This is a genomic window from Aeromonas sobria (assembly GCF_006243315.1).
GTDB lineage: Bacteria > Pseudomonadota > Gammaproteobacteria > Enterobacterales > Aeromonadaceae > Aeromonas > Aeromonas sobria_A.
On record NZ_NKWE01000034.1, the window covers coordinates 1 to 25,140 of the forward strand.

Annotated in this window: 19 protein-coding genes and 5 tRNA genes; 7 read left to right on the forward strand and 17 right to left on the reverse strand. The window is 59.3% G+C overall.

The window, feature by feature from the left end:
- The 5 genes from CF137_RS11225 to astB form a co-directional block, all read right to left on the reverse strand.
- A partial coding sequence (locus CF137_RS11225; RefSeq protein ID WP_139719046.1) for a hypothetical protein occupies positions 1-267 on the reverse strand: 267 nt, incomplete at its 3' end.
- 142 nt (positions 268-409) lie between these two features.
- A tRNA-Tyr gene (locus tag CF137_RS11230) sits at positions 410-494 on the reverse strand.
- Between the two features lie 44 nt (positions 495-538).
- Positions 539-623 (reverse strand) — tRNA-Tyr (locus tag CF137_RS11235).
- 39 nt (positions 624-662) lie between these two features.
- Positions 663-747 (reverse strand) — tRNA-Tyr (locus tag CF137_RS11240).
- A gap of 239 nt (positions 748-986) precedes the next feature.
- Positions 987-2,324 carry an N-succinylarginine dihydrolase gene (gene astB, locus CF137_RS11245; RefSeq protein ID WP_139719047.1) on the reverse strand — a complete coding sequence of 446 codons (1,338 nt, stop codon included), beginning with the start codon at positions 2,322-2,324 and terminating at the stop codon, positions 987-989.
- A 356-nt stretch (positions 2,325-2,680) separates the two neighbouring features.
- On the opposite strand from astB, the gene topA reads away from it, so the two are divergent.
- Complete coding sequence (gene topA, locus CF137_RS11250) at positions 2,681-5,302, forward strand: type I DNA topoisomerase (RefSeq protein ID WP_101318291.1); 2,622 nt, start codon at positions 2,681-2,683, stop codon at positions 5,300-5,302.
- 94 nt (positions 5,303-5,396) lie between these two features.
- On the forward strand, positions 5,397-5,561 hold the full coding sequence (locus CF137_RS22090) for a hypothetical protein (protein ID WP_162850141.1): 165 nt from the start codon (positions 5,397-5,399) through the stop codon (positions 5,559-5,561).
- A gap of 16 nt (positions 5,562-5,577) precedes the next feature.
- Here the strand turns inward: CF137_RS22090 and CF137_RS11255 are convergent, their stop codons facing one another.
- From CF137_RS11255 to CF137_RS11305, 11 genes are all read right to left on the reverse strand, one after another.
- A complete protein-coding gene (locus CF137_RS11255; RefSeq protein ID WP_139719048.1) occupies positions 5,578-5,934 on the reverse strand; it encodes an MGMT family protein in 357 nt (118 codons plus the stop codon).
- Positions 5,935-5,999: 65 nt separating this feature from the next.
- Positions 6,000-7,553 carry a methyl-accepting chemotaxis protein gene (locus CF137_RS11260; protein WP_139719049.1) on the reverse strand — a complete coding sequence of 518 codons (1,554 nt, stop codon included), beginning with the start codon at positions 7,551-7,553 and terminating at the stop codon, positions 6,000-6,002.
- Between the two features lie 213 nt (positions 7,554-7,766).
- A complete protein-coding gene (locus tag CF137_RS11265) occupies positions 7,767-9,647 on the reverse strand; it encodes a beta-N-acetylhexosaminidase (RefSeq protein ID WP_139719050.1) in 1,881 nt (626 codons plus the stop codon).
- Complete coding sequence (locus CF137_RS11270; protein ID WP_139719051.1) at positions 9,632-10,504, reverse strand: glucosamine kinase nucleotide-binding domain-containing protein; 873 nt, start codon at positions 10,502-10,504, stop codon at positions 9,632-9,634. The genes CF137_RS11265 and CF137_RS11270 overlap by 16 nt, the downstream gene beginning before the upstream one ends.
- Complete coding sequence (locus CF137_RS11275; protein WP_139719052.1) at positions 10,497-12,230, reverse strand: glycoside hydrolase family 9 protein; 1,734 nt, start codon at positions 12,228-12,230, stop codon at positions 10,497-10,499. The genes CF137_RS11270 and CF137_RS11275 overlap by 8 nt, the downstream gene beginning before the upstream one ends.
- 114 nt (positions 12,231-12,344) lie before the next feature.
- Positions 12,345-13,337, reverse strand: coding sequence for an ABC transporter ATP-binding protein (locus CF137_RS11280; protein WP_101318281.1), 993 nt, complete (start codon positions 13,335-13,337; stop codon positions 12,345-12,347).
- Positions 13,338-13,348: 11 nt separating this feature from the next.
- Positions 13,349-14,368: an ABC transporter ATP-binding protein gene (locus tag CF137_RS11285; protein WP_042020612.1), complete on the reverse strand. Its 1,020-nt coding sequence runs from the start codon at positions 14,366-14,368 to the stop codon at positions 13,349-13,351.
- Positions 14,365-15,285, reverse strand: a complete 921-nt coding sequence (locus tag CF137_RS11290) for an ABC transporter permease (RefSeq protein ID WP_101325352.1) — start codon at positions 15,283-15,285, stop codon at positions 14,365-14,367. The genes CF137_RS11285 and CF137_RS11290 overlap by 4 nt, the downstream gene beginning before the upstream one ends.
- Position 15,286: 1 nt before the next feature.
- Positions 15,287-16,270, reverse strand: a complete 984-nt coding sequence (locus tag CF137_RS11295; protein ID WP_139719053.1) for an ABC transporter permease — start codon at positions 16,268-16,270, stop codon at positions 15,287-15,289.
- Between the two features lie 116 nt (positions 16,271-16,386).
- Positions 16,387-18,072 (reverse strand): ABC transporter substrate-binding protein, encoded by a 1,686-nt coding sequence (locus CF137_RS11300; protein ID WP_101325350.1) that lies wholly within the window; start codon positions 18,070-18,072, stop codon positions 16,387-16,389.
- Between the two features lie 416 nt (positions 18,073-18,488).
- A complete protein-coding gene (locus tag CF137_RS11305; protein WP_162515919.1) occupies positions 18,489-21,926 on the reverse strand; it encodes a hybrid sensor histidine kinase/response regulator in 3,438 nt (1,145 codons plus the stop codon).
- Between the two features lie 248 nt (positions 21,927-22,174).
- Between CF137_RS11305 and CF137_RS11310 the strand changes: the two genes are divergently transcribed.
- A tRNA-Gly gene (locus tag CF137_RS11310) sits at positions 22,175-22,250 on the forward strand.
- A gap of 57 nt (positions 22,251-22,307) precedes the next feature.
- Positions 22,308-22,381, forward strand: a tRNA-Cys gene (locus CF137_RS11315).
- 47 nt (positions 22,382-22,428) lie between these two features.
- Here the strand turns inward: CF137_RS11315 and CF137_RS11320 are convergent.
- Positions 22,429-22,722, reverse strand: coding sequence for a hypothetical protein (locus CF137_RS11320; RefSeq protein ID WP_139719055.1), 294 nt, complete (start codon positions 22,720-22,722; stop codon positions 22,429-22,431).
- A 210-nt stretch (positions 22,723-22,932) separates the two neighbouring features.
- Between CF137_RS11320 and CF137_RS11325 the strand changes: the two genes are divergently transcribed.
- The 3 genes from CF137_RS11325 to CF137_RS11335 all read left to right on the forward strand — a co-directional run bounded on the left by CF137_RS11325 (position 22,933) and on the right by CF137_RS11335 (position 25,105).
- The gene (locus CF137_RS11325; RefSeq protein WP_042020622.1) at positions 22,933-23,133 is read left to right on the forward strand and encodes a YbfA family protein; all 201 of its coding nucleotides are present in this window, start codon (positions 22,933-22,935) and stop codon (positions 23,131-23,133) included.
- Positions 23,134-23,304: 171 nt separating this feature from the next.
- The gene (locus CF137_RS11330; protein WP_139719056.1) at positions 23,305-23,961 is read left to right on the forward strand and encodes a 5'-nucleotidase C-terminal domain-containing protein; all 657 of its coding nucleotides are present in this window, start codon (positions 23,305-23,307) and stop codon (positions 23,959-23,961) included.
- A gap of 640 nt (positions 23,962-24,601) precedes the next feature.
- The gene (locus CF137_RS11335; RefSeq protein ID WP_139719057.1) at positions 24,602-25,105 is read left to right on the forward strand and encodes a NifB/NifX family molybdenum-iron cluster-binding protein; all 504 of its coding nucleotides are present in this window, start codon (positions 24,602-24,604) and stop codon (positions 25,103-25,105) included.
- Positions 25,106-25,140 lie beyond the last annotated feature (35 nt).

The following is a 25,140-nucleotide window of genomic DNA, read 5'->3' on the forward strand; positions in this document are numbered from 1 at the left end:
ACGTAATTGGGACATAGCCATAAAATTGCGGGGACTATGGCCATTGCCTGCGGTGGCCAGCCACTCCCAATCCAGTTTTGGTGAGCCGGCTTTGAAGCGTTGATAGGCAACACCCTGATGGATGGTCAGAAAGAGGGTCGTGGGGAGTCCCAGCTTGTTGCTGTAGCGCACCATCAGCTCGCCCTGATAGTCCTTGCTTATTCTGACTTTGAGCGCCTGCAGTGTCAGACCGGTTGCATGGCCATGCTCGTCCCAGACTTCAAACATGATGTGAATACTCTGATGTTGATGCTGCCACAATCAGCGATATTGAATGCAGTTACAACTGTCAAATCTGACATGCTCGGGGAAAAATCGGGAGGAGGGCAGAAAGCGAAAACCCGGCGCGAGGCCGGGTTTTCTTGAATGATGGTGGAGGGAGAAGGATTCGAACCTTCGAAGGCAGAGCCGTCAGATTTACAGTCTGATCCCTTTGGCCGCTCGGGAACCCCTCCACAGGGGTAAAGCATATATTATTCGGCCATATCAATCTGGAAAATGGTGGAGGGAGAAGGATTCGAACCTTCGAAGGCAGAGCCGTCAGATTTACAGTCTGATCCCTTTGGCCGCTCGGGAACCCCTCCACGGGGTATTTCCTGATTGTCACTACTTTTGCACTTGAATGGTGGAGGGAGAAGGATTCGAACCTTCGAAGGCAGAGCCGTCAGATTTACAGTCTGATCCCTTTGGCCGCTCGGGAACCCCTCCCCAAGTGCGAGGCGCATACTAGCAGATCCCCAGCGTTTGTGAACCCCTGACAGGCTGATATGGCAGTAAAAAATGACTGTTCGTTGTTTTTTGATACAGCAAGCTCAAAATTCAAACTTATCAGCTAGTTGTAAGCTGATTTTCTGCGCAAACCAGCACAGTACAGCTTGGCGAGCGTGGGGGAGAGGAGGCCAACAGCAGAAGACCGCCAGTGTCGGCGGTCTTCTCGGCTATCACATTTAGCGCTGGAACGGGTAGATAGATCCGAGTTTGAGGATCTGTGTCAGCTCGTCCAGTGCACTGTGGGACTCCTGCACCAGCGCCGGGTCGCGCAGGTCATCGAGGCTCAGGCGGTCGCGATAGTGGCGATCGACCCAGCCGTCGAGGCGGGCGAACTGGCGGTCGTTGATAAGGCAGGCCTGATTGACCGCGGCGAGTTCCTGATCGTTCATGGCAACCCGCAGTCGCAGGCAGGCGGGGCCGCCACCATTGCGCATGCTCTGTTTTACATCCATGTAGTGCACTGCCTTGATCGGCGTGCCCAAGGTCAGCAGCTTGTCGAGATAGGCTGAGACAGCCGGATTGTCGCGACACTCGGTGGGGGCAATGATCGCCATCTCGCCATTGGCCAGGGTGAGGATCTGGGTATTGAACAGGTAGGATTTCACCGCATCCAGCACCGATACCTCGGCGGTCGGCACTTCGATAAAGTGCAGATCCCCTTCGCCAAACTTGCCGCTGATCTCGGCCAGCACCGCCCCGGTGTTGAGGAAGGCTTGTTGGTGGAAGAACAGCACGTTCTGGTTGCCCACCGCGATCACGTCGTTGTGAAACACCCCCTGATCGATCACCTCCGGGTTTTGCTGGATAAACACCACGCTCTCCTCGCCAAGGCCGTGCAGGCGGGCGATGGCCTGGCTCGCTTCCAGGGTCTGGCGGGCCGGGTAGCGCTTCGGCGCCGGGCGGGAGTGGTCGAAGGCACTGCGGCCATAGACGAACAGCTCTACCCCTGCTTCGCCATAGGCGCGGCAGAGCCGGGTGTGGTTGGCAGCCCCCTCGTCGCCGAAGTGATCATTTTCTGGCAGATGGAGGTGATGGCTGAAGTGGTGATCGTTGTTGAACACCGCGCGCAGGATGCGGCCGGTGACATCTGGCTCCAGGGAGCGGTGAAACTTGTTGGTCAGGTTGGCGGGGGTGAAGTGAATGCGGCCATCCCGGGTATCGGCACTGGGCGAGACAGTGGCGGCGTTGGCGGTCCACATGCTGGAGGCGGAGTAACAGGCGGCCAGCACGGCGGGTGCCTGTTTGGCGGCTTGCTCCAGCACCCGGGCATCGTTGCCGGTGAAGCCAAGGCGGCGCAGGGTGGCGAGATCGGGGCGCTCCTGCGGCGCCAGAACTCCCTGGGTCATGCCAAGGTCGGTCAGCGCCTTCATCTTGCGTAGCCCCTGTTTGGCGGCCTCTTTCGGATTGGAGGCTTCCTGGGCATTGCTCTGGGAGGCAACGTTGCCGTAAGAGAGACCGGCGTAGTTATGGGTCGGGCCGACCAGACCGTCGAAATTGACCTCGAAGTGCTTCATTGAGTACATCCTTTTCGATTTTTATGAGAGGTTGCGGTTCCTTCCGCGCGTGCTGCGTCGGGGTTGGGCCATTATAAGGAGATTTTATTTTTTTGTAACAAGCCGGTAACTAGCAGCCGTTTTTATGTCGTTTCAGATATAAAAAGAGGGGCGGTATGGCAGAAAAATGAAAAAGCGGTTGCGTCTGGCCCGCTGCCTTCGCATTAATAAATAAAGAAGCGATAAAAGATGTAATGCGGTTCGGGCTGGTCAGGCAAATTTGCTCACAAGATTGCTTTTTCGCGCCAAATCTCTTATACAGCCCCACAAAACCGCACACCAACCCCGTCGGGTGCAATGAGGATAATAGTTACAGCATGGGCAAATCACTGGTCATAGTGGAGTCTCCGGCCAAGGCCAAGACGATCAACAAATATCTGGGCAAGGACTACGTGGTGAAATCCAGCGTCGGTCATGTTCGCGATCTGCCCACCAGTGGCAGCGCCAGCACCGAGCCCAAGAAACCTGTCATTCGCGGCATCAAGTTGAGCGAAACCGAGAAGGCTGCCAAGGATCGCAAGGCTCTGTTCGCCCGGATGGGTATCAATCCGACCGCTGGCTGGCAGGCTAACTACCAGATTTTGCCCGGCAAGGAGAAGGTGGTCAGCGAGTTGCAAGCGTTGGCTGAAAAAGCTGACATCATCTATCTCGCAACCGACTTGGATAGAGAAGGAGAGGCGATCGCCTGGCACCTGCGCGAGATCATCGGGGGTGACGACAGCCGCTACAAGCGGGTGGTGTTCAACGAGATCACCAAGAGCGCCATCCAGGAGGCGTTTGCTCAGCCATCCGAGCTGAACATCCACCGTGTCAATGCCCAGCAGGCCCGTCGTTTCCTCGACCGGGTGGTGGGTTACATGGTCTCCCCGCTGTTGTGGAAGAAGCTGGCCCGCGGTCTGTCTGCTGGTCGGGTGCAGTCCGTAGCGGTGCGCCTCATCGTCGATAAAGAGCGTGAAATCAAGGCGTTCGTGCCGGTCGAGTTTTGGGATCTCAATGCCGACCTGCTGACCGGTGAGCAGTCTGCCCTGCGCATGGATGTGGTTAGCCGCAATGGTGCCGACTTCAAGCCGGTGACCCAGGCCGAAACCTTCGCCGCGGTCGCAGCCCTGGAAGGGGTCGATTACAAGGTAGTGAACCGGGAAGACAAGCCGACCGGCTCCAAGCCTTCCGCGCCGTTCATTACCTCCACCTTGCAGCAGGCTGCCTCTACCCGCCTGAGCTTCGGGGTGAAGAAGACCATGATGATGGCCCAGCGTCTCTATGAGGCGGGTTACATCACCTACATGCGTACTGACTCCACCAACCTCAGCAAAGAGGCGGTCGAAGCGCTGCGTGAATATATCGGCGAGCAGTATGGCGCAGCCTATCTGCCCGCTGAACCGCTGCTCTATGGTGCCAAGGCGGGAGCCCAGGAAGCGCACGAGGCGATCCGTCCCTCCAGCGTGCTGGTCACGGCCGAGATGCTCGAAGGGATGGAACCGGATGCCATGCGTCTGTACGATCTCATCTGGCGTCAGTTTGTCGCCTGTCAGATGACCCCGGCTCAGTACGACTCCTCCACCCTGACCGTCAAGGCCGGTGAGTTCGAGCTCAAGGCCCGTGGCCGTATCTTGCGCTTCGCTGGTTGGACCAAGGCGCTGCCGCCGATGGGTCGCAAAGGCGACGACAGCCAGCTGCCTGCGGTGACCGTGGGCGAGGTGTTGAAACTGGTCAAGCTGGATCCGCGTCAGCACTTCACCAAGCCGCCGGCGCGCTTTACCGAAGCGGCGCTGGTACGCGAGCTGGAAAAACGCGGCATCGGCCGTCCTTCCACTTACGCCTCCATCATCTCTACCATCGTCGATCGTGGTTATGTGCGGGTCGAGAGTCGCCGTTTCTTCGCCGAGAAGATGGGTGAGATTGTCACCGATCGTCTGGTGGAAAACTTCGTCGAGCTGATGAACTACGAGTTCACCGCCAAGATGGAAGACAAGCTCGATGGCGTTGCCGAAGGGAGCCTTGAGTGGAAGCAGGTGCTGGACAGCTTCTACGCCGAGTTTACTCAAGAGCTGGAAAAAGCGGACAAGTCATCAGAAGAGGGTGGCATGCGTGCCAACCAGATGGTGATGACCGATATAGATTGCCCGGATTGCAGCCGCAAGATGGGGATCCGTACCGCCACTACCGGCGTGTTCCTCGGCTGCTCCGGTTATGCCCTGCCGCCGAAAGAGCGTTGCAAGAAGACCATCAACCTGGTCTCTGCGGACGAGTTTGTCTCCACCACCGACGGGGATGAGGCCGAAACCGAAGCACTGCGCGCCAAGCATCGCTGCGAAGTCTGCGGTACCGCGATGGATGCCTACATCATCGATGACAGCCGCAAGCTGCACGTCTGTGGTCGCAACCCTGACTGCGATGGCTACGAAATCGAAAAAGGCCAGTTCAAGCTCAAGGGCTACGAAGGGCCGAGCATCGACTGCGACCGTTGCGGTAGCGAGATGCAGCTCAAGAACGGCCGTTTCGGCAAGTACATGGGTTGCACCAACGAAACCTGCAAGAACACCCGCAAGATCCTGAAAAACGGTGATATCGCGCCGCCGAAGGAAGATCCGGTACCGCTGCCAGAGCTCAAGTGCACCCAGTCTGACGCTTACTTCGTGCTGCGTGACGGTGCCGCCGGTCTGTTCCTGGCTGCCAGCAACTTCCCCAAGTCGCGCGAGACCCGCGCGCCGCTGGTGGAAGAGCTGCAACGCTTCAAGGATCGTATCTCCGCCAAGCACAAGTATCTGGCCGGTGCGCCGCTCACCGATCCGGACGGCAATCCCGCCATCGTGCGCTTCAGTCGCAAGACCAAGGAGCAGTACGTGATGAGCGAGGTTAACGGCAAGGCGACTGGCTGGACCGCGCACTACGACAACGGCACCTGGCAACAGAGCTTGCCCAAGCCGAAGAAAGCGTGATGAAAAGAGGCCCCGACCAGGGGCCTCTTTGTTTATTGATGTGCGTATACTGAGACAGCTGCAAGGAGTGTAGCGTTGTAACAAGGAGGTTGAGATGGAGATTAACGAGATCCGGCCAGGCATGAGCTGCATGACCCGGGAAGGGGCGGCCTATGTACTGGAGGTGGACCGGCAGAGCCTGCTGGTGCTGCTGCAGCGCGAGGACGAGACCATACCGGTGCAGGTGCGCAGCGACGAGATCCTGGCGCCGCTGGAGTGATCCGGCAGTGACCCCCTCAAAACGGCAGTAGAAAAAGCAGCTCGGCCAAGTCGGGCTGCCATTGCCACTCCTTCATTTTGACCCGCCCGCCGATCACCGGCACCCCCTCTTGCTGCAATCGTCCCGTCTGCTCGGCAAAGCCTTGCGACCCTTTTGGTAGCGAGATAGTGCCCGCTGCGCCCAATACGCGATGCCACGGCAGCACCTTGTCGGTTTCCCGCAATACCTTGCCCACCAGTCTTGCCCGTCCGGGCAGACCGGCCAGATCGGCCACCTGACCATAGCTGACCACCTTGCCAGCCGGGATCAGGGCGAGGATCGCCTCGATTCTGGCAACTTTGTTCAGCGGGACAGGGCTCGATTCCATTCTCATCAACATGACTCGTCAAAAATGACAGAAGCGCCATTGTGGCGCTTCTGTCATCGGGCTGGCAATGCTCAGCCGAAGGTCTGGCTGAGCCCCTTGAGTTGCTTGGCCCGCTCCAGCAGCTCCTGACTGGAGCTGTCGACCTCCTGCATCTTCTGGCTGTTGGCGTGGGAGTATTCGGAGATCTGGTGGATGCTGCGGCTGAGCTCCTCCACGACCGCCTGCTGCTGCTCAGCGGCAGTGGCGATCTGGGTGGAGTGCTCTGTGACCAGTTCAATTTCCTCCAGCACTGCATGCAGGCTGCTAGCGCCCTGGCGGGTCATCTCGGCGCACTCGCGGGTCTGCTGCAGGTTCTCCTGCATCATTCCCTGCCAGCGTCCCAGGGTGTGCTGGATCTGTTGGATGCTGCCCTGGATCTGCTCGGTCGCCTTGTGGGTACGAGTAGAAAGGGTGCGAACCTCGTCAGCCACCACCGCGAAGCCGCGGCCCTGTTCACCGGCCCGGGCGGCCTCGATGGCGGCATTGAGGGCCAGCAGATTGGTCTGGTCGGCGATGCCCTGGATCTCGCTCATCACGCTACCGATCCGCTCTGACTCGCTGGCCAGCTCCACCGCCGAGTTGAATGCCAGTTCAGCTTGTTTGGCGAGCTGTTCGATGCGCTGTTCGGTCTTGCCCAGCTGCTTGTTGGTATGTTCGCAGCGGCTGCGGGCTTCATTGACCTGACCGTTGGAGTCCTGAATGTTGCGGGCAATCTCGTGAGCCGTGCTGGCCATCTGGGTCATGGCAGTAGCCATTTGCTGGGTCTGGGCATCTTGCTTGTTGATGTCGAGGCAGGCCTGATGGGATGCCTGTTTCAGATTGGTCGCCAGAGCCTGCAAGGGATGTGTCGCATCGTTTATCCGGCCCAGTACGGTGCGGATCCGCGCTTGCAGCATCTTGATATGAAAATCGGCGATGGCACCGGGGCCATCCCCGGAATAGACCAGCCGGGTCAGGCTGTCATACTCCCGACCAAGCTGTTGCAGATAGAGGGGCAGCGCAGAGATCTCGCGCCAGTAAGCCCCGCCAATGAGCAACAGGGGCAGCAGCATCAGCAGGGTTGCCACAGCGCCATGGCTGAGAAAGGCCCAGCTGAACAGGCCGATCAACAGCACACCCAGTAACGGTATGCGCAAGTGGCTGAGGGAGGGGAGACCGCGCGAGCCACCTCGCTCGGCCTTGAGCAGAGCCTGATAGGTCTGGCTGGCAACGTGTTTGAGCTGGGGCTCCGGCTTGCAGCGTACCGATTGATAACCGCTAATCTTGCCATCTTCGTAGATGGGGGTGACATAAGCATCGACCCAGTAGTAACGGCCATCCTTGCAGCGATTTTTTACCATGCCACGCCAGGGCTTACCCTCCTTGAGGCGGGCCCAGAGGTCGGCAAAGGCGGCTTTGGGCATGTCGGGATGGCGAACCAGATTGTGGTTGTGGCCCACCAGTTCCTCAACCGAGTAGCCGGCGATATGGCAGAAGGCGGGGTTAGCGTAGGTGATCACACCGCGCAGGTCAGTGGTGGAAACCAGTTGTTGGTCGGCAGGAAACTCCACTTCGTTGTCCTGGGTATGGACGTCTCTGCGAGCCATAGGAAAATCCTCCGATGTTCTTGTTGATAGTTTTGTTTTTATATTGTGGCAGATCTGGATGCGGTTGCTGGCTATCCATGATGACGCATCAGACAAGCCTCATAGGGAGCTGCATTCTGCCCGCAATGAGAGGAGAACGGTAGTCGTAAGTAGATTTTTTGTTGGCAAATGGTAAAAAAAGGCGGCCGATTGGCCGCCAAAATAGAGACAACATTACCTCTGTGGCATCCGGTAGCGCACTTGCAACTGATCGAGGATCTGCAGCTGGCCCGGCAGGCGGGCGGCGAAGTGATCCCAGCCCTTGTGGGCAGGATCGCTCCAGGCCACCTCGGCCGTGGCCAGCATGCGCGGGAACAACATGTAGTCGAGACGATCACGAGAGGTGATCAATTCTGACCACAAGGGGCTCAGCACCCCGAGGATGTTATCGTTGGCATGGAAATCGGCTGGCGCAGGATCGCACGCATAGACCTGCTCCAGATTAAGGGTGCCCGCCCAGTAGAGGCCGGGTTCATGAATGTCCTGGCTCCAGGCCAGATCCAGATAGAGGGACTGGGCGGGCGCCATCACCACCGGATAACCGGCCGCTGCGGCGTCGAGCCCGGCCTGGAAGCTGGTCCAGGCACAGACGGCGGCGTTGCGGCTCACCTTGTCCCCGTGCAGTATCTCCTCCCAGCCGATCATCCGCTTGCCCTTGTCGGCCAGATAGCGCTGGCAGTGGCGCAGCAGATGGCCCTGCAGCTCGCGGCAGTCGGAGTAGCCCTGCTCGGCCATCAGTTGCTGGCAGGCGGGGCTGTCGGTCCAGACCCCGGTCGGCACCTCGTCACCCCCCATGTGGATCTGCGGGCCGGGGAAGAGCTCGCACACCTCGTCCAGCACCGCCTCCAGAAAGTGGTAGGTGCCGGGCAGGGCGGGGTTGAGCACGTTGTCATCGAAATGCTGGACCGAGAGGTAGCGGGAGTGATCCGCCGCTTCCACCAGCAGCTCGGGCAGCGCCTTGATGGCGGCGTGGCAGTGGCCCGGAATGTCGATCTCGGGAATGACGGTGATGCCGAGCGCACCGGCATAGCTCACCAGCTCCTTCACCTCGCTCTGGGTGTAGTAGCCGCCATAAGGCTCGGCGCCGCCGCTCAGCTGGGGGGCAATCGCCAGATCGTGGCCGCGCCAGGCGCCCACGTCGGTCAGCGTCGGGAAGGCCTTGATCTCGATCCGCCACCCCTCGTCATCGGTCAGGTGCCAGTGGAAGCGGTTGAACTTGTAGAGGCTCATCAGCTTGAGCAGGCGCTTGATGGTTGCCGGGGTGTGGAAGTGGCGGGCGCAGTCGAGAAAAATGCCGCGAAAGCCGAAGCGCGGGGCATCCTCCAGGGTGACGCAGGGCAGGCTCTCGCCATGTTGCAGATACCACTGGGCCAGAGTCACCAGCCCGTGGCGCCAACCCGCTTCGTCGGCGGCGGCAATCACCACCTCCTGCGGCGTGATGGTGAGCTGGTAGGCTTCGGGGGCCAGTTTGGCCTCGGTCAGGCGGATTTCAGCGTCGTGATCCTGCTCCAGCGCCAGTGATGTCAGCTCGTTGAAGTGAGCCAGCAGTCGCGGCACATCGCGGGGGGCGCTGACATGGGCCCGCTCGGCCAGCCGGAAGTTCCCCTCCAGCCGCACCAGATGGGCCGGTTGCGGCACTATGCCGTAGAGAGGTTCGTCGCACTCGGGGTCGACCTCGGGCAGGTCCGGTTTGTGGCTGAGCGGATTCTCCAGCGCGAGATCTTGCGCCGCCAGCGTCACCGGCAGTAGCTGGGCCCCGGTAGTCGCCTCTGGCAAGCTGAGAAAGAACCCCTGCGGCATGTCGGAGAGCTTCTTGATGGGGGTCTGACGGCAGCAAAAGCGCAGCTCACTGCTGCCAGCGTTCGGGACAATCACCTTGTAGCTGCCGCTCTGGCGCTCCAGCTCGCCCCCTTGCAAAGAGTCGGGGTCGATATGGCGAGCCAGACAGAAGTGCAGCTTCCACCGGGTGCCCGGCAAGCTGGACAAGGCGAAGGTGAACCAGACATCGTCGCCGTCACGTCGGGCGACCTGGGTGTGGATCAGGGGTGTAGACATGGAAAATCCTTCGATTGGGCAAACAGGATGGCACCATCGAGCGCATCTGCCTGGGGGGGGATCAGGTTAAGCTGGCCGAGACGGGGGGCGAGGCGAGTGCCAATTCCCCCCAGCAGGGCTATTTGTCTGGCACCGAGCTGGGTCATCCCCTCCAGCAGGATCCGCAGTTGTTCGCAGGTTTCGTCCAGCAGCTGGTTGGCGAGCTCGTCACCATCACTGGCGGCATCGAACACCCAGGGGGCAAAGTGGCCATAGTCCGCCGGAATGGCGCGGGCGGCCCAGCGCACCACCTCCGCCTGATCCCGCTTGAAGCGATCAAGCAGTCGCACCGCCAGGGTGCTGGGGGGCAGAATACCGTCGTGGCAGAGCAGGGATTGCTGGATGGCGCGCAGCCCCAGCCAGGCGCCGCTGCCTATGTCTGAAATGGGGAAGCCGCGGCCGGAGCAGGTGCGAATCTGCCCCTCCTGATAAACCAGTCCTACCGAGCCGGTACCGGCGATCAGAATGGCCCCCTCCCGGCCGCCAAAAGCGCCGAGGCAGGCGCCGAAGGCATCGGAGGTGAGCTGGACGCTGGCAAAGGGGAAGGGCATGGCGAGCATGGCGTGGTAGCAGTCGGCCAGCTCGGCGGAGGCGAGTGCCAGCCCGACCCCCATCTGCTGTTCGCACTCTATTCCTAGCCCGGCAGTGATCCGGGCGCTGGCGATGGCGGCCAGTACATTGGCGTGGGCATGGGCAATACCCAGCTCCAGATTGGAGCCTGCCGCGCGCCCTTCACCGAGCAGCTTGCCCGCTCGATCCCGAATGCGGGCGCGGGTGTGGGTGCCCCCGCCATCGACCCCGACCCAGTACTCAATCATGGCGACCTCCCTGGTCATTTCGATCACCCAGGGCACTCTGCCAGCTGATGGCCAGGGCAAACCAGGCGGCGTGAGGGATCCACTGCTCACCCCAGCGCCAGTTTTGATCCAGCCGATCCTTGTAAGCCTCCGGGATAAAGGCCACGTCGTTTTCGTCATCGAACCCGGCAGTGATGCCGTTGCAGATCCCCCCCTGCGCATTGGGATAACCGGCGGTATAAGCGGGGTTGTTGATGCCGTGGCCCGCCAGCATGCAGGCGTTGAACGGGTTCTGCCCGAGGATCCAGTCGAGCTGGCGCTGGCCGTAAACCATCAGCGGCTGGCTCTGGCGGGGGAAGTGGCGGGCGGCGGCAAAGGCCATGGTCGCCAGCGACGCGAGGCGGGCGTTCTCCCCCTGCCACCAGTAACCGGATTCGTTGTGGTGGGGGATAAAGAAGCTGACGCGGGGCGCTTCATCCACCCCTTTCACATATTGGCGGGCGAGAGAGAAGGGGTTGCCCGCCCGGGCGCAGAGCGCCAGCTCGGCAGCCAGCGCCTGTTCCACCACCGTTTGCACCCGAGCCTTGTGCCCCTGATCCGGCTCTACGCCTAGATATTCCAGCAGCGCCAGCACCGGCAGGCCCGCTTCGGCAGCATGATAGTAGGGGCGCGAGCCATCCTCGTTGGCCGACCAGTAGTGACCCAGCTCCGGATGGATGCGCTGGCGGGCACAGAGCTTACTGGCGCGGGCTCTCGCCTCGGCCAGCCACTCGGCGCCGAAGGTGCGGGTCAGCTCCACCGCCGCCAGCAGGGCGCAGTAGTCGTCGATGATGTTCTCGACCCCGTCATCGAGATAGGTGAGGTTGTGCTCGCACAGGTGCTGGTAGCCGCGTCTGGCCGCCTCGGCATAGCGGCTGGCATCGAAGTCGCCGCTGACGCTCTCGCGGGCGGCGCGGGCCAGCGCGGCGATGGCCATGCCGCCCCCTTGCCGGAAACCGGCCTGCCAGTTGGCGGACTTGATCCCCTGCTGGGTGGCGTAGGCGCACAGCTCGCGCTGCTCCGGGTCCTTGCTCCACTTGTCGAACAGGGTCATGTAGAAGAAGCCCGACTCATCCTGCATCCGGCAGAGGAAATCGGCGCCGTGCAGCGCCTCGTCATTGAGCCGCTTGCAGAGGTTCACCCCGTCGATATCGCGGCGCGGGGCCAGCAGTTCCCGGCACTTGAGCAGGGCCCACACCACCATGGGGGTCTGCTGGGGGTTGAGGTAGTTGGCGTAGGAGAGGTGGCTCAGGTACTTGCTCATGTCGCCGCTGGCATCGAACCAGCCGCCGTGCACATCTTTGTGCTGATCGGTGCCAAACAGGCGGGCGCTGCGGTCGGCCCGATCGAAAGTGCCGCTGGCGCGCTGGCCCTTGAAGTAGTGGATGACATCGGAGAGGCAGCGACTGGCCAGCAGATCCTGGCCGATGGCAAAGCGGGTGGAGCGGACAATGCCTTGGGCAGTGATCGCCTCCAGCCGGTAGTGGCCGGGCTCCTGGAATGCGGAGAAGTCGGCCCGCCAGTAAGCGCGGCCCTGCCAGCCGGGGACGCTGCCGGCCGCTTGCAGCGGGGTTTCAAACAGGATCTGGCCATCATCAAGGCGTTGCAGCCTGACATAGCCGCCGAGATCATGGGCGGGGGAGGTTTGCAGCAGGGCTACCTTGTGCCCGTCGCACTCGTAGCCCACTTGATTGATCAAGAGTTCCATCAAGGTATTACTCCTGTGGTTCACCGACGAACGGTGAGGCACATCACGGGGCTGTGGTTTCCCCGTATCGAGGCATGGCCGGACAGGGCTGTCCGGCCGGTATAAGGCTCACCCTCACTCGTAGAGGTAGCAGCGCACGAAGTGGTTGTCGGCAAGCTTGGTGATAGCAGGCAGCGTCTCCTTGCAGCGGGGCATCGCCTGATTGCAGCGCCCGGCAAACGGGCAGCCGCAGGATTCCGGCGTCCAGAGCGGGATCTCCCCCCTGCGGCCACCCTCCAGCTCGGCATGGATACTCTTCTCCGGGTCGGGCACCGCCGAGATAAGCAGTTGGGTGTAGGGGTGCTGCGGATGGTGCAGGATCTCGTCCACCTCGCCCCACTCCACCATGTGTCCCACATACATCACCGCCAGATCTTCCGCCACATAGCGGGCGGTGGCGATGTCGTGGGTGATGTAGAGCATGGAGACCCCCAGTTCGTTCTTCATCTGCTCCATCAGGTTGAGGATGCCGATGCGAATGGAGACGTCGAGCATGGAGGTGGGCTCGTCCGCCAGCACCACTTCCGCCTCCACCGCCAGATTGCGGGCGATGTTGACCCGCTGGCGCTGGCCGCCGGAGAGCTGGTGCGGGTACTTGGCCGCAGTCGCCTTGGCGGGGGTGAGCCCCACCTTCTCCAGCAGGGTGTAAACCATCTCCGGCAGATCTTTTTTATCGATCACCTTGCTGTGCAGCAGCAGGGGACGGGCGATGTGGTGATAGATGGTGTGGGTCGGGTTGAGCGAACCGAACGGATCTTGCCACACCATCTGCACGCTCTGGCGATAGTCCAGCAGGGCAGTGCCCTTGTTGAACTCCTCCAGATCGTGGCCACGATAGAGAATGCGCCCGGCACTGAGCTTGTACATTTTGGCGATGATCTTGGCGATGGTGCTCTTGCCGGAGCCCGACTCCCCGACCACCGCCAGGGCGCGGCCCCGGTGCAGGTTGAAGGTGATGTCGGACAGCGCCCGCATCTTGCCACTCTTGATGGCATTGGAGTTGATGGGGAAGTCCTTGTAGAGGTGCTGGACTTCGATGATGGGTGCATCGGTTTTGGCGATTTGCATGACAGACATCCTTAACAGCCAGCGGCCTTGTCCAGATAGATCACGGAATCTTGTTGCAGCCCCTGCTCTTCATAGAGGTGGCAGGCGGTCTGTTGGCCGGGGCGGATCTCGGCCAATTGGGTGTACTCCTGACGGCAGCGATCGTGCACCTTGTTGCAGCGGGCCTGAAAGCGGCAGCCGACTGGCACCTCCAGCAGGTTGAGCGGGGTGCCGGGGATCCCCTCCAACACGGTTTTCGGGCCGTGCAGGGGCGGGAAGGAGTTGCCGAGCCCCTTGGTATAGGGGTGTAGCGGCGCGGTCAGGATCGCCTTGGAGGGGGCAACCTCAATCAGTTCACCCGCATACATGATGCCGATGCGATCGCAGAACTCCACCATCAGCGACAGATCGTGGGTGATGAACAGAATGGAGAAGTTGAACTTCTCTTTCAGGGCGTAAACCTTCTGCAGGATCTCCCGCTGCACCACCACATCCAGCGCCGTGGTCGGCTCGTCCATGATCAGCAGCTCGGGGTTGAGCGCCATGGCGATGGCGATCACCAGCCGCTGGCGCATGCCGCCGGAGAACTGGTGGGGGTAATCCTTGAGCCGACTCGGGTGGATGTCGACGATGGTGAGCAGCTCTTGGGCACGTTTGATCGCTTCGTAGCGGGTCATGCCGGGGTTGTGGGCCAACAGCACGTCGCAGAACTGCTCCTCCATCCGCAGCACCGGGTTCAGGGCGTTCATGGCGGACTGGAACACCACCGACACCTGTTGCCAGCGGTAGGAGCGCAGCCGCTCCTCGTTGTAGTGGAGGATGTTCTCCCCCTTGAACAGGATCTCGCCGCCGCTGATGTAAGCGGGCGGCTTGTGCAGCCGGGCCACCGAGAAGGCGACGGTGGATTTGCCGCAGCCCGACTCACCGGCGAGACCGAAGATCTCGCCCTGTCTGATATCGAAGCTCACCGAGTTGACGGCGCGCACGTCGCCATTTTCGGTGATGTAGTCGACGCAAAGATTGCGTACTGACAGCAGGGGATGCTTGTTCATGCTGTCTTCTCCTGTGCTGCAGAGAGCGGTGTTGCGACCGGTGTGGCCAGTTTCTTCCAGCGGTTGAGCCCTTTGTGGGAGCGCAGCTGCGGGTTGGCGATCTCGTCGATGGCAAAGTTGAGCAGGGCCAGGCCCGCGCCCAGAGTGGCGATGGCGAAACAGGGGGCCAGGATCTCCCACCAGGCGCCGATCAGGATGGCACTGGAGGTCTGGGCGTTGTAGAGCATGATGCCCCAGCTGACTACGGTCGGATCGCCGAGCCCCAGGAACTCCAGGGTCGCTTCGGTGACGATGGCGTAGATGATGGAGCCGATGAAGCTCACCCCGATGATGGAGATGAGGTTGGGCAGGATCTCCACCAGAATGATGCGCCAGGCCGGCTCGCCCAGCACTTCGGCGGCGATGACGAACTCTTTCTCCCGCAGGGCCAGGGTCTGGGCGCGGATCACCCGCGCGCCATAGGCCCACGAGGTCAACCCTATTATCACGGCAATCACCGTCGGTGACGCCTCCCCGATAAAGCTCGCCAGCACCAGTAGCAAGGGGAGGTTGGGGATCACCAGCACCACGTTCATCAAAAAGGTGAGGCACTCATCGATCATGCCGCCGAAGTAACCGGCAGTGATGCCAATCGCCACCGCCAGGGTGCAGACCAGGATACCGGCACTGAAGCCAACCAGCAGCGAGATCCGGGCGCCGTTGGTGAACTGGGCCCAGATATCGTGGCCCATGCGGGTGGACCCCATCACGAACTCGGCACTGGGTGGCTGGTGCGGGCGGGCCACCCGTTTGGTCGGCTCGTTGCTGGCCAGTATCGGGGCAAAGATGGCCATCAACACGAAGGCGACCACGATGGCGAGGCCGCAGGCGGCTTTGCGGTTGCCCAACAAGATTTTCAGAATAGTCGGCATACGCATCTTATTTGCCTCCTGAACGCAGACGGGGATCCAGGAAGACGTAGAGCACGTCGGCCAGGAAGTTAAAGGTGAGCATGGTGATGGTCATGATGAGCAGCTGCCCCTGAATAAGCGGGTAGTCGCGCGCCAGAATGCCCTGATAGAGGGTCAGTCCCAGCCCCGGGTAGTTGAAAATTACCTCGGTGATGAGGGAGCCACCGATGACGAACCCGAGCGCCATGGAGAGGGCAGTGACGCTGGGCAGAATGGCGTTGCGGGCACCGTAGTTGAAGATCACCCGATTGCTGGAGAGCCCCTTGGCCTTGGCCATGGTGATGTAATCCTCACCGAGCAGGTTGATCATGTTGTTGCGCATGGTGATGAGGAAGCCCCCCACCTGCACGATGGCCAGGGTCAGCACCGGCATGATGGCGTGAGTCATGATGCTCTTGATGTGCTCCCAGCCAAAGTCCGCCGGGATCTCCGGGCTGTAGGCGTAGCCGATGGGCAGCCACTCCAGGCTGACCCCGAACAGGAACAGGGCGAGCAGCGAGACCACCACCGGTGGAATGGCCTGCATCACCAGGGTGAGCGGGGAGAGAATGCTGTCCATCCGGCCACCGCGATACCAGGCGGCAAAGATGCCGACGATGGAACCGATGGAGAAGCTCAGAATGGTGGAGGTGCCGACCAGAAACAGGGTCCAGCCAATGGCACGGCCCAGCACGTCAGAGACCTGCTGCGGGTAGAAACGCACCGAGGTGCCGAGATCCCAGGTGAAGACACTCTTCACATAGGTGAGAAATTGGGTGCCGATGGGGCCGTCAACAAAACCGAAAGTGGCTTTGAGGGCTTCCAGGCCGGCGGGTTCCATCATGGCGCCAGCGCGGGCAAACATCACGGAGACAGGATCGCCAGGCATGGCTCGAGGTAACAGGAAGTTGATGGTGGCGGCGACCAGAAAGGCCACCAGATAGAAGGAAAAACGTCTCAGTATGAATCCCATGATAGTACCTTTTACTGCAAGCCTGCCCCGCGTCGGGTATAGCTACCCCAACCCCGGCAGAGCCGGGCAAGAAGGGATTAACGGGGAAGATGGCCCCCCGCAGGGGGCCGGATTGTTTAGCTGTTTGGCTTGAGGGACAACACGTGCAGCAGACGCTCAGGGGTGTCCGGGTGGAGCTGAGGTTTGGCTACCGGGTTATCAGCACTGAACCAGCCGTTGAAGCGCTTGGTGCTGTACTCATACCAGGTCGGGTTGTTGAAGACCGGAATAATGGTCTGGTTGGCACCAACACGATCCTGAATGGCGAACATGATCTCCTTCTGCTTGGCCGCATCGGCGGTCTGGGTGAAGTCGTCGATCAATGAGTCAAGGGCGGGGTCTTTGAAACGGGGGGCCGCGAAGCGGTTGCCACGGTCACCCATGTTGCGGGAGTGGAATGCGGTCTCGAAGTACTTGTGCGGGTTGGCACCGGCAAAGTAGCCCTGCAGCGCCACGTCAAAGTCACCAGTGATCAGGTTCTCGGTCCAGACGGTGGCTTCCGGGGTGGAGGTCTTGGCGTTCAGACCCAGTGCCTGCAGCCCTTCTACGCCGATCTGTACTGTGTTGACCCAGTCAGTCCAGCCGTTTGGAACCAGTACCTTGAACTCGATCTTTTTGCAGCTCGGGGTGTCGAGGAACTTGTCGCCGTCACAATCCTTATAACCGGCCTCTTTCAGCATGGCCTTGGCGGCTTCCAGATCGAACTTGTTGTACTTGCCGTACTTCTTGTCCACTTCCGGGTTGTTCCAGGAGTCGAACGCCTTGCCCAGACCTGACGGGTACTCGTTGACGGTGGGGTAGCCGTAGCCTGCGATATCCACCATGGACTGGCGGTCCATCGCCATGGAGAAGGCGCGACGGAAGTTGATGTCGTTGAAGGCTTCGTTGTTACCCGGGTTCTTGGTCTGGAAGTTGACGTTGAACGCTACGGTGCCGGAGGCCGGGAACCAGTATTTGTTGTTCTTCGGATCGTTGCCGACGTAGAGGCGCTCGATGTCCGGTACGAAGGAGCCGAACCAGTCGATGTCACCCTTCATGACTGCAGCCAGCACCTGGTCGTTGGTGGCCATTTGCGGCATACGCAGGCAGTCGATGGCCAGGTTGGCGTTATCCCAGTAGTGCGGGTTGCGGCACTGGGTATAGAGCTGGGCGGAGAAGTTGTCCACTTCGGTGAATGGGCCGGTACCGACCGGTTTGTCGTTGGTGAAGGCAACCGGGTCTTTCACCGATTTCCACTGATGCTCCGGCACTATGGGCACCAGCACCAGATCATTCACCACGTTGGTGTTGACCTCGGCCAGCTCGAACTTGACCTTGTTGGGAGCCAGCTTCTCGATGCTCTTGATCTGGGTCCAGATTGAGCGCTCATCCAGCGCCTTGTTGGCCTTGACCAGATTGAAGGAGAAGATGATGTCATCGGCATCAAAGGCTTCGCCGTCAGACCACTTCACGCCGTCACGGAGATCGAAGGTGACGGATTTCAGGTCATCGCTGAACGCATAGTTGGTGGCCAGACGATAGACGGGTTTGCCCCCTTGCATATCGTTGAAGATCACCAATGGCTCATAGATGAAGTGGCGGGTAGTGTGCAGCAGGCCCGCTTGCAGGAAGGGGTTGAAGTTCTTGACCCAGGCGGTCTCTTGTTGCGCGACCATGGTCAGTACGGTTTTGTTGTCTGCGGCCATGACGTTGCTGGCAGCGCCGGCAAGCATCATGGTTCCCAGCATTACAGCGGTAGAGATTTTGGATACTTTGGCAAGCATATGTTTTCCTTTCTTATTTTTTGGCATTCCTGAGGGATTCGCCTTGTTTTGTGTGAGCACCGACGTCGCATGCTGATGAGGTCGGCCCTCGGTGTTGGTCAGGTGTCTAACCTTTGTCGTTCTGTTTTCCAACGCCCTTAGCAAACCAGACTTAACAGAAAAACAACAACTATTGATTTCGTTGTTTCCGTAAAAATTGACGAGGTTACGTCAAACCCGTCAAAATCTGTTTTTATCAGTTTAAAATCATGGCTTTATGTTATTTGCTTTCGCGTAAGAAGTGGCTGTAAAAAAGCGGTAGATGACAAATTTGTGAATTGGATCTGCTCGCTGTTGCAGGGCTTTACGAGGCTTGGTTTTGCGCAAAAAGAAACCGGCTTGCCAACTGTGATCCAGCGCCCGTTTCGGGCACAGGGTCACACCTTGCGATTGGCGAGTTGACGCAGGGTTTGGGCGCTGTGTTGCAGCTGCTGGCGCTGGTGGTCATTGAGCGGGCAGTGACCCAGCACGTACTCGGTGGTGGCCACTACTGTCTTCCAGCGGGGTGATTTGGGCAGGGTATCCAGACTCAGGTATTTATCGAGGGTGCGGGTCTGCGGGCTGGATCTGTCCATATAGACCCGCCACAGCTTGCTCTTCTCCGCCAGCACGATTTTGCCCTTGCCGGTGCCCTGCTGCCAGGCATCCAGGGTGAGCTGCATGGTCTCTACCAGCGCCCGGCGCAGCGGCTCGTCATCCTGCTGGCGAATGAGGTCATCGGCCAGCGAGCGGAACTCGCCGCCAAGGCGGCTCAACTCGCCCAGCAGCTGCTCATCCTCGATGATGGCCTGGCGCGAGAGGTTTTTGAGGGCGTTCTCCAGCGCCATCACCCGGTTCTCATCCTGACGCAGCTCGGTGCTCAGGGTGAGGGCAAAGGCCGCTTGTCCCCCCAGTGCGATGGGCAGGGCGCGGGCATGGAGCAGGTCTTTCTGCCCGGCCACCAGAAACTCCAGATTGTGCTCCCGCTCGCTGGCAAGGTTGGGCCACTGCTGCTGCAGCGGGGTGGCCAGCCACTCATCAAGGCGTTGCCCTTCCATGGCTTTCGGCTCCTGGCCCAGCAAGCGCGCCAACACCCGGGAGGCAAACAGCACTGTGCCCTGCTCGTCGATGAAGATCATGGGGTCGGCCCCTTCGCCGAGCAGGGCCAGCAGCCGCTGCTGATCCTGATGCAGCCGATCCTGCAGGGTGAGGCGATGTTCGATCTCCTGTTTCAGCAGCCGGTTTTCAACCAGTGAAGCGCGGCCAGCCTTGGCCTCCAGCAGCGCCTTGACCCGGGCAAACAGCTCCTCCTTGCAGAAGGGTTTGACCAGATAGTCGTTGGCACCGGCGCCAAAGCCCTCCTCGATATCCTTGGGTTGGTTGAGGGCGGTGAGCAGCAGCACCGGCAGCATCTCTTTCGGGTGCTGCTGGCGCAGGCGGCGGCAAACATCAAACCCGGAGAGGGTCGGCATCATCACATCGAGCAGAATGAGATCGACCGGCTCATCGGCCAGCTTGGCCAGCGCATCGTGACCGTCGCTGCTGGGCAGGATGCGGTAACCGCAGGGCTGCAGCAGATGACGCAGGATGTGCAAATTAATGGGTTCGTCATCCACCACCAGAATGAGCGGTGCATCCGCAGGGGGCGGGGGCAGATCATCGCTCTCCCAGTCCGGCAGGATCAGCGGCTGCTGGCGCACCAATTGATGTTCGATCTGGCGGCTATCGAGAGTCAGATTGGCGGCTTTGCCGGTGGCCAGCGGCAGGGTAAAGGCGAAGGTGGAGCCGACGCTCGGCTCGCTCTCGACGAACAGCTCACCTCCCATCAGGTGCACCAGCTGGCGGGTGATGGAGAGGCCAAGACCCGCCCCCTGCTTGCTCACCTCCGGGCTCATCTGTACCAGCGGTTCGAAGATGTGTTCCAGATAATCCGCGGCGATGCCGATGCCGGTGTCGGTCACCTTGATGCGCAGGAAGTTGTTTTCCACGATGGCACTGAGTACCACCTTGCCCTGCGGTGTGTACTTGATGGCGTTGCCCACCAGGTTGTAGAGCACCTGTTCGAGCCGCTGTTCATCGGCCTGTACCGGCGGCAGTTCGGCCGGGCTGATATCCACCAGCGTGAGCGGTTTGGCCTGTACCAGATGCTGGCAGAGATCCAGCACCAGCCGGATGACCCCCTTGGAGGAGACTGGCTGAGGGTGGATCTCCAGCTGGCCGTAACGCATCTGGTGGTAGTCGAGCAGATCGTCCACCAGACGGGCCAGGCCGTCGGCACTCTTGATAATGAGGCCAAGCTGCTTTTGCTGCCCTTCCGTGAGGCTCTGCTGGCTGGCGAGCATCGACTCTGCCATTCCCTTGATGCCGTGAATGGGGGTGCGCAACTCGTGGGAGGTGTTGGCCAGCAGTTCATCTTTGAGCTTGTCGGCCTGTTGCAGGCTGAGGTTCTGTTTGTGGGTCAGCTTGACCTGTTGTTGCAACTCCTGGGTCTGCTGCTCGATCAGTTCAATCTTCTCTTTGACCGAACGCTGCATATGGCGAAATGCTTCCGCCAGCCGGTCGATGTCATCGCCGGTGCGGGCAATGGCGATGGGGTGATCCAGCGCGCCGTCAGCCACCTGCTCGGCAGCGGCAGTCAGGGAGCGCAGCGGCGCGGTAATGGAGTGAGAGAGCCAGCGCGAGAAGAGGATCAGCAGCAGCAGGGAGCCAGCTCCCAGCACAATCACCAGGGTCTCGAGTTGGCGGATCGGGCCATAAGCCTCCCGCGTCGACACTTCGGCGATAAAGGCCCACTCGGTGTCGAACACCTTGACCTGGGTGTAGGCGGCCAGCACTTCGTCATCCTGATAGGATCTGAACAGTCCGACCCCTTGCTCACCCGACAGTGTTTTGGTGATCAGCGGGGTTTGTAATGGTCTGAAATTGGGGCTGAAGCTGTTCTCGACGCTGAACTCCGGTGCCAACCAGGCATCGGCGCGCATCCGTTTGTCGGGGCCAATCAAAATGGTCTCACCGGTTTCTCCCAGTCCTTCCCGCTCCGCCATGATCTGGTTGAGCTTGTCTGGCAGCAGTTCGAAAATCACCACGCCCCTTACATAGTCGTACTGCATCACCGGGGCTGCCATGTAGGCCACTATCTGGCCGGTCAGTTCATTGCGGCCAAAATCGGTGAATTCGAAAATCTGCTGCGGCTTTTGGCCACCATCGAGGCGGCGTTTGATCTTGGCGAAGGTCTGGCCCAAGCCGCTGCCCTGATAGGGGCCGGAGAGCAGATTGGTGGCAAAGTTAGGGTGCTTGGTGACCGAATAGACCACGTCACCGTTGAGATCCACCAGAAAGATGTCGCTGTAGTTGGACTTGCGCACCATATCGGCATAGCCGCGATGAAAGCGCTGATGGACCCGGCCATACATTTCATCAGCCAGGATCACGGCGCTGATGGATGGCTCGATCTCCACTTGGGGTTCCGGTTTTTGCAGTTGATCCCAGGAGCCAGGCAGATAGCGGGCCTGGGCGCGGGAGCGGGCTTCCTGTGGTGTGGTGCCGAGCTTTTCGAAGGCGCCGGTGAAACCGTAGAAGCGGCCGATACTGTTACCGGCAAAGTCCTGTTGGGAGAAGTTGATAATCTGCTCTTTGAGGTTGTTGAAATAATCCTCGAGCTGACTTTTCTTGATATTACGGACCGAGACCAGATGGTTAGAGGTCTGGGTGGTGAGGTCCTTGCCGTGGCTGTAGAGGAAGAAGAGGGTGATGACCAGGAATGGCACCATCCCCAACATGAAAAAAGCCAGCATTAGCTGCGGCCTGAGTCCACGAAGCTTGAAGATCCATTTCATCTTGTGATTTTCAATTGAGAATCCGGTTATTAAGCCGTTCAAGTTTCGAACTAAAGCCTAATCATTTCAATGACTTTATCCCAAATTCGCTTGGTGGGTCACAGCTGGGTGAGGAAATTTACAGCAAACCGTTTAAACCCTGAGCAAACAGTTGGCCAAGGGGCTCAAAATGACAAAAAAGGGTTGTGCTGGCGCTCGTGATACGTATAATTCGCCTCGTTGTCAGGCAACTGGCACGCGGCAGTAAAGCGGGAATAGCTCAGTTGGTAGAGCACGACCTTGCCAAGGTCGGGGTCGCGAGTTCGAGTCTCGTTTCCCGCTCCAATTTTCCATCGCACCAACGATGGATATCACTTTCAAGACAATCAGTCTTGTCAGCATGGCGCGTTAGCAAAGCGGTTATGCAGCGGATTGCAAATCCGTTTAGTCCGGTTCGACTCCGGAACGTGCCTCCATATTCTTCCTCTCCCTTTTAATAAAATCCCTTATCGGTTCCTCGTGGTCAGTACCCTTGCTGCACCAGCAGTTGTTCACATCCTGCCCGTTTCCACTCCCGCTCAAGATAGTGGTTCACATCCGCCATGTTTTGCCCCCGATATTGAAACTGCACCTCGGCGCTGTGTTGGCTGAGATCCGCAATCTGTTGTTTCAGCGCACCGCATTGCCACAGACTGACGGTTGGTACGCCCGGTTCTGACAACACGATGGCATCGTCTCTATTGAGTTGCCACTCCTCCAGTTGGGTCCAGCTCAGGGCTGCCATCAGCGCCAGCATTGCTACTTCTGTCAGTTTCATCTGTGTGTTCCTTCACCATGTTTCGCCAGTGATAACTGTGGCAAAGCGCACGATTTTCGCAAATGTGTTAATTGTTGGTTAATGACGTAAATTGTTGTCATAAAATCCATCAAAGCGCCCTTTTTTATGAAAAAAGAGGTCATTTTTGTAGTAATCCTACATGGGGAGGAGTAATCTTTACTCAGTGGTCTTACCAGTAGGAGTTGCATCATGTTTCATCCCTTTTCCCTGACTCAGATTATTCTTCGTCGCATCTATGTACTGCTGGTGGGGACTCTGGCTTTCCCCGTGATGCTGTTTCGCAGTGATCGCGCCCGCTTTTACAGTTATCTGCACCGGATCTGGAACAAAACCAGCACCAAGCCGGTGTGGCTCAAAATGAGCGAACGCGGCGAGCGGATCTTCTACTAAAGCCCCTTCACGCTATTTAAAAAAAGAGAGACAGCTGCGGCTGTCTCTCTTTTTTTATCTGTCTGCGGCCAGCAGACGCACCACATTTGAGCCATCTTGCTAGCCGGATGTTGCTCGCATCTTGTACTTGGCCCTGCCTGTTGGTAGGGCTTTGTTACATCGGCGGGTGACATCTCAGGGCGCAACGTTGCGGATCTTTATGTCTTCCCCAATACCGTGCAGGTAGTGAAAGTCGATGGTGCCGCCGTGAAAGAGTGGCTGGAGAAGAGTGCCGTCCAATATCGTCAGATCGACCCGAACTCCGATCAGGCGCAGTGGTTGGTGGTTGATGATTTCCGTCCCTACAACCTCGATGCGATCAAAGGGGTGCGCTACGAGGTGGATGTCACCCAGCCCGCTCGCTATAACCAGGATGGCAAGAAGGTCAGCGACGGTGAGCGGATTAGCCAACTCACCTACAAGGGTCAACCGATCGATCCGCAGCAGAACTTCTATGTGGTCACCAATAACTACCGCGCCAGCGGTGGTGGCAGCTTCCCGGGTATCAACGGCAAGGCGCTGGTACACGAAGATCCGATGGAAACACGTGAAGTGCTCTCTGCCTATGTGAAAGAGTTGACCAGGGCCAACCCGGCCGGTTTTGAGGTCAAAGCCGATAACAACTGGCATCTGAAGCCGTTGCCCGCCAAGACCAAGGTCTACTTCTACTCCTCGCCAAACCCCGAGGTCGAGCAGCTGGCAGGCCCGACTCTGAAACGAGCGGAAGGGGTGGTGCCCAACGATCCCAAGTTTGCCAATCATGGGATCTACCAGCTGTTAGGTCAGTAATACCGGGCGGCCTGCGGGCCGCCTTTTCTTTTTCCTGCCCCTGTCGTGCCTATCACAATGTCGTAGGGTGCAATGAACGAAGTGAATTGCACCGCTTGTTTGGTAACAGAAAAAGTGGTGCCGGAATTTGGAGGTGCAATGCGCTGCGCTTATTGCACCCTGCCGGGTTGATTACACACATGTCCGAATACGCTTCGCTATTTGATATATGTGCATGATTTATATGTGGTTTAACCGCGCCGTCAGATGTGACCCTTCTCATACAAAACCACCATTTCTCTCCTGTCTTTTACCCCGTGTGATAGCGGGTTGGCGCGGCGTTGAATGATGCCCGAGCAGGAGGGCATGAGTTCCGGAACGTCTTCATTAGAAAAAACAGTTTATTGCATATGCCATAAACTAGGAGTATATATGGCATATGCCAATTACGGCGGCGTCATGATCAGACTCTTATCGAGCTGAATGATGCGTGACTAAACCAGTAAAAGTTGATGCGTACGGCTCTTCATCTGGTTGCTGCAAGAGGCTGGGAACATGGCCATGCCAACCGGCAAGCCTGCGGGAAGCACCTGAACAAGGGGACGAGCGCAGAGTGGCAAGGGGCAGGGCCTGAATATCAACAGTGATAGCAGGAGGTCAAATGACCATCATCACAGCCATTCCGATGAATGACGACCATATCGCAGGACATTTTGCCAAGGCAGAGCGCTTTGTATTCGTAGATGAACAGGGGAGCTCCCTGGCAGAGATCGCCAATCCGGTGGCTGCCAACGAGTGCAAGGGCACGCTGGCGGAGCTGTTCCTGGCTCAGGGTGCATGTCGTATCGTGCTGAAAAATATTGGCAGCAAGATGCTTGGCAAGTTGCTGGGTAGCGGGCTTGTCGTCTATCAGGCCAATCAGGGGCGTCTCGCTATAGCCGACATGCTGAGTAATGAGTCGGGCAATCTGACCGAGCTGACATCCGCTGAACAGGGCAGCGCATCCCGCTGCGCCGAGGGGACAGGCCATCGCGGTAAGGGGAGCCATCAATGCGCTCCCCGTGGTCGCCTTGGCAAAGAGGGTTGCTGCAAGTCTGCCTCCGGGCAACAGCAGGGCTGTCAGGGTAACCGTCAGCGCAACCACAAGAAGTGTTGTGAAGAGTAAGCACAACCACTAGGCCGAATTGGAGCTGAAAGTCG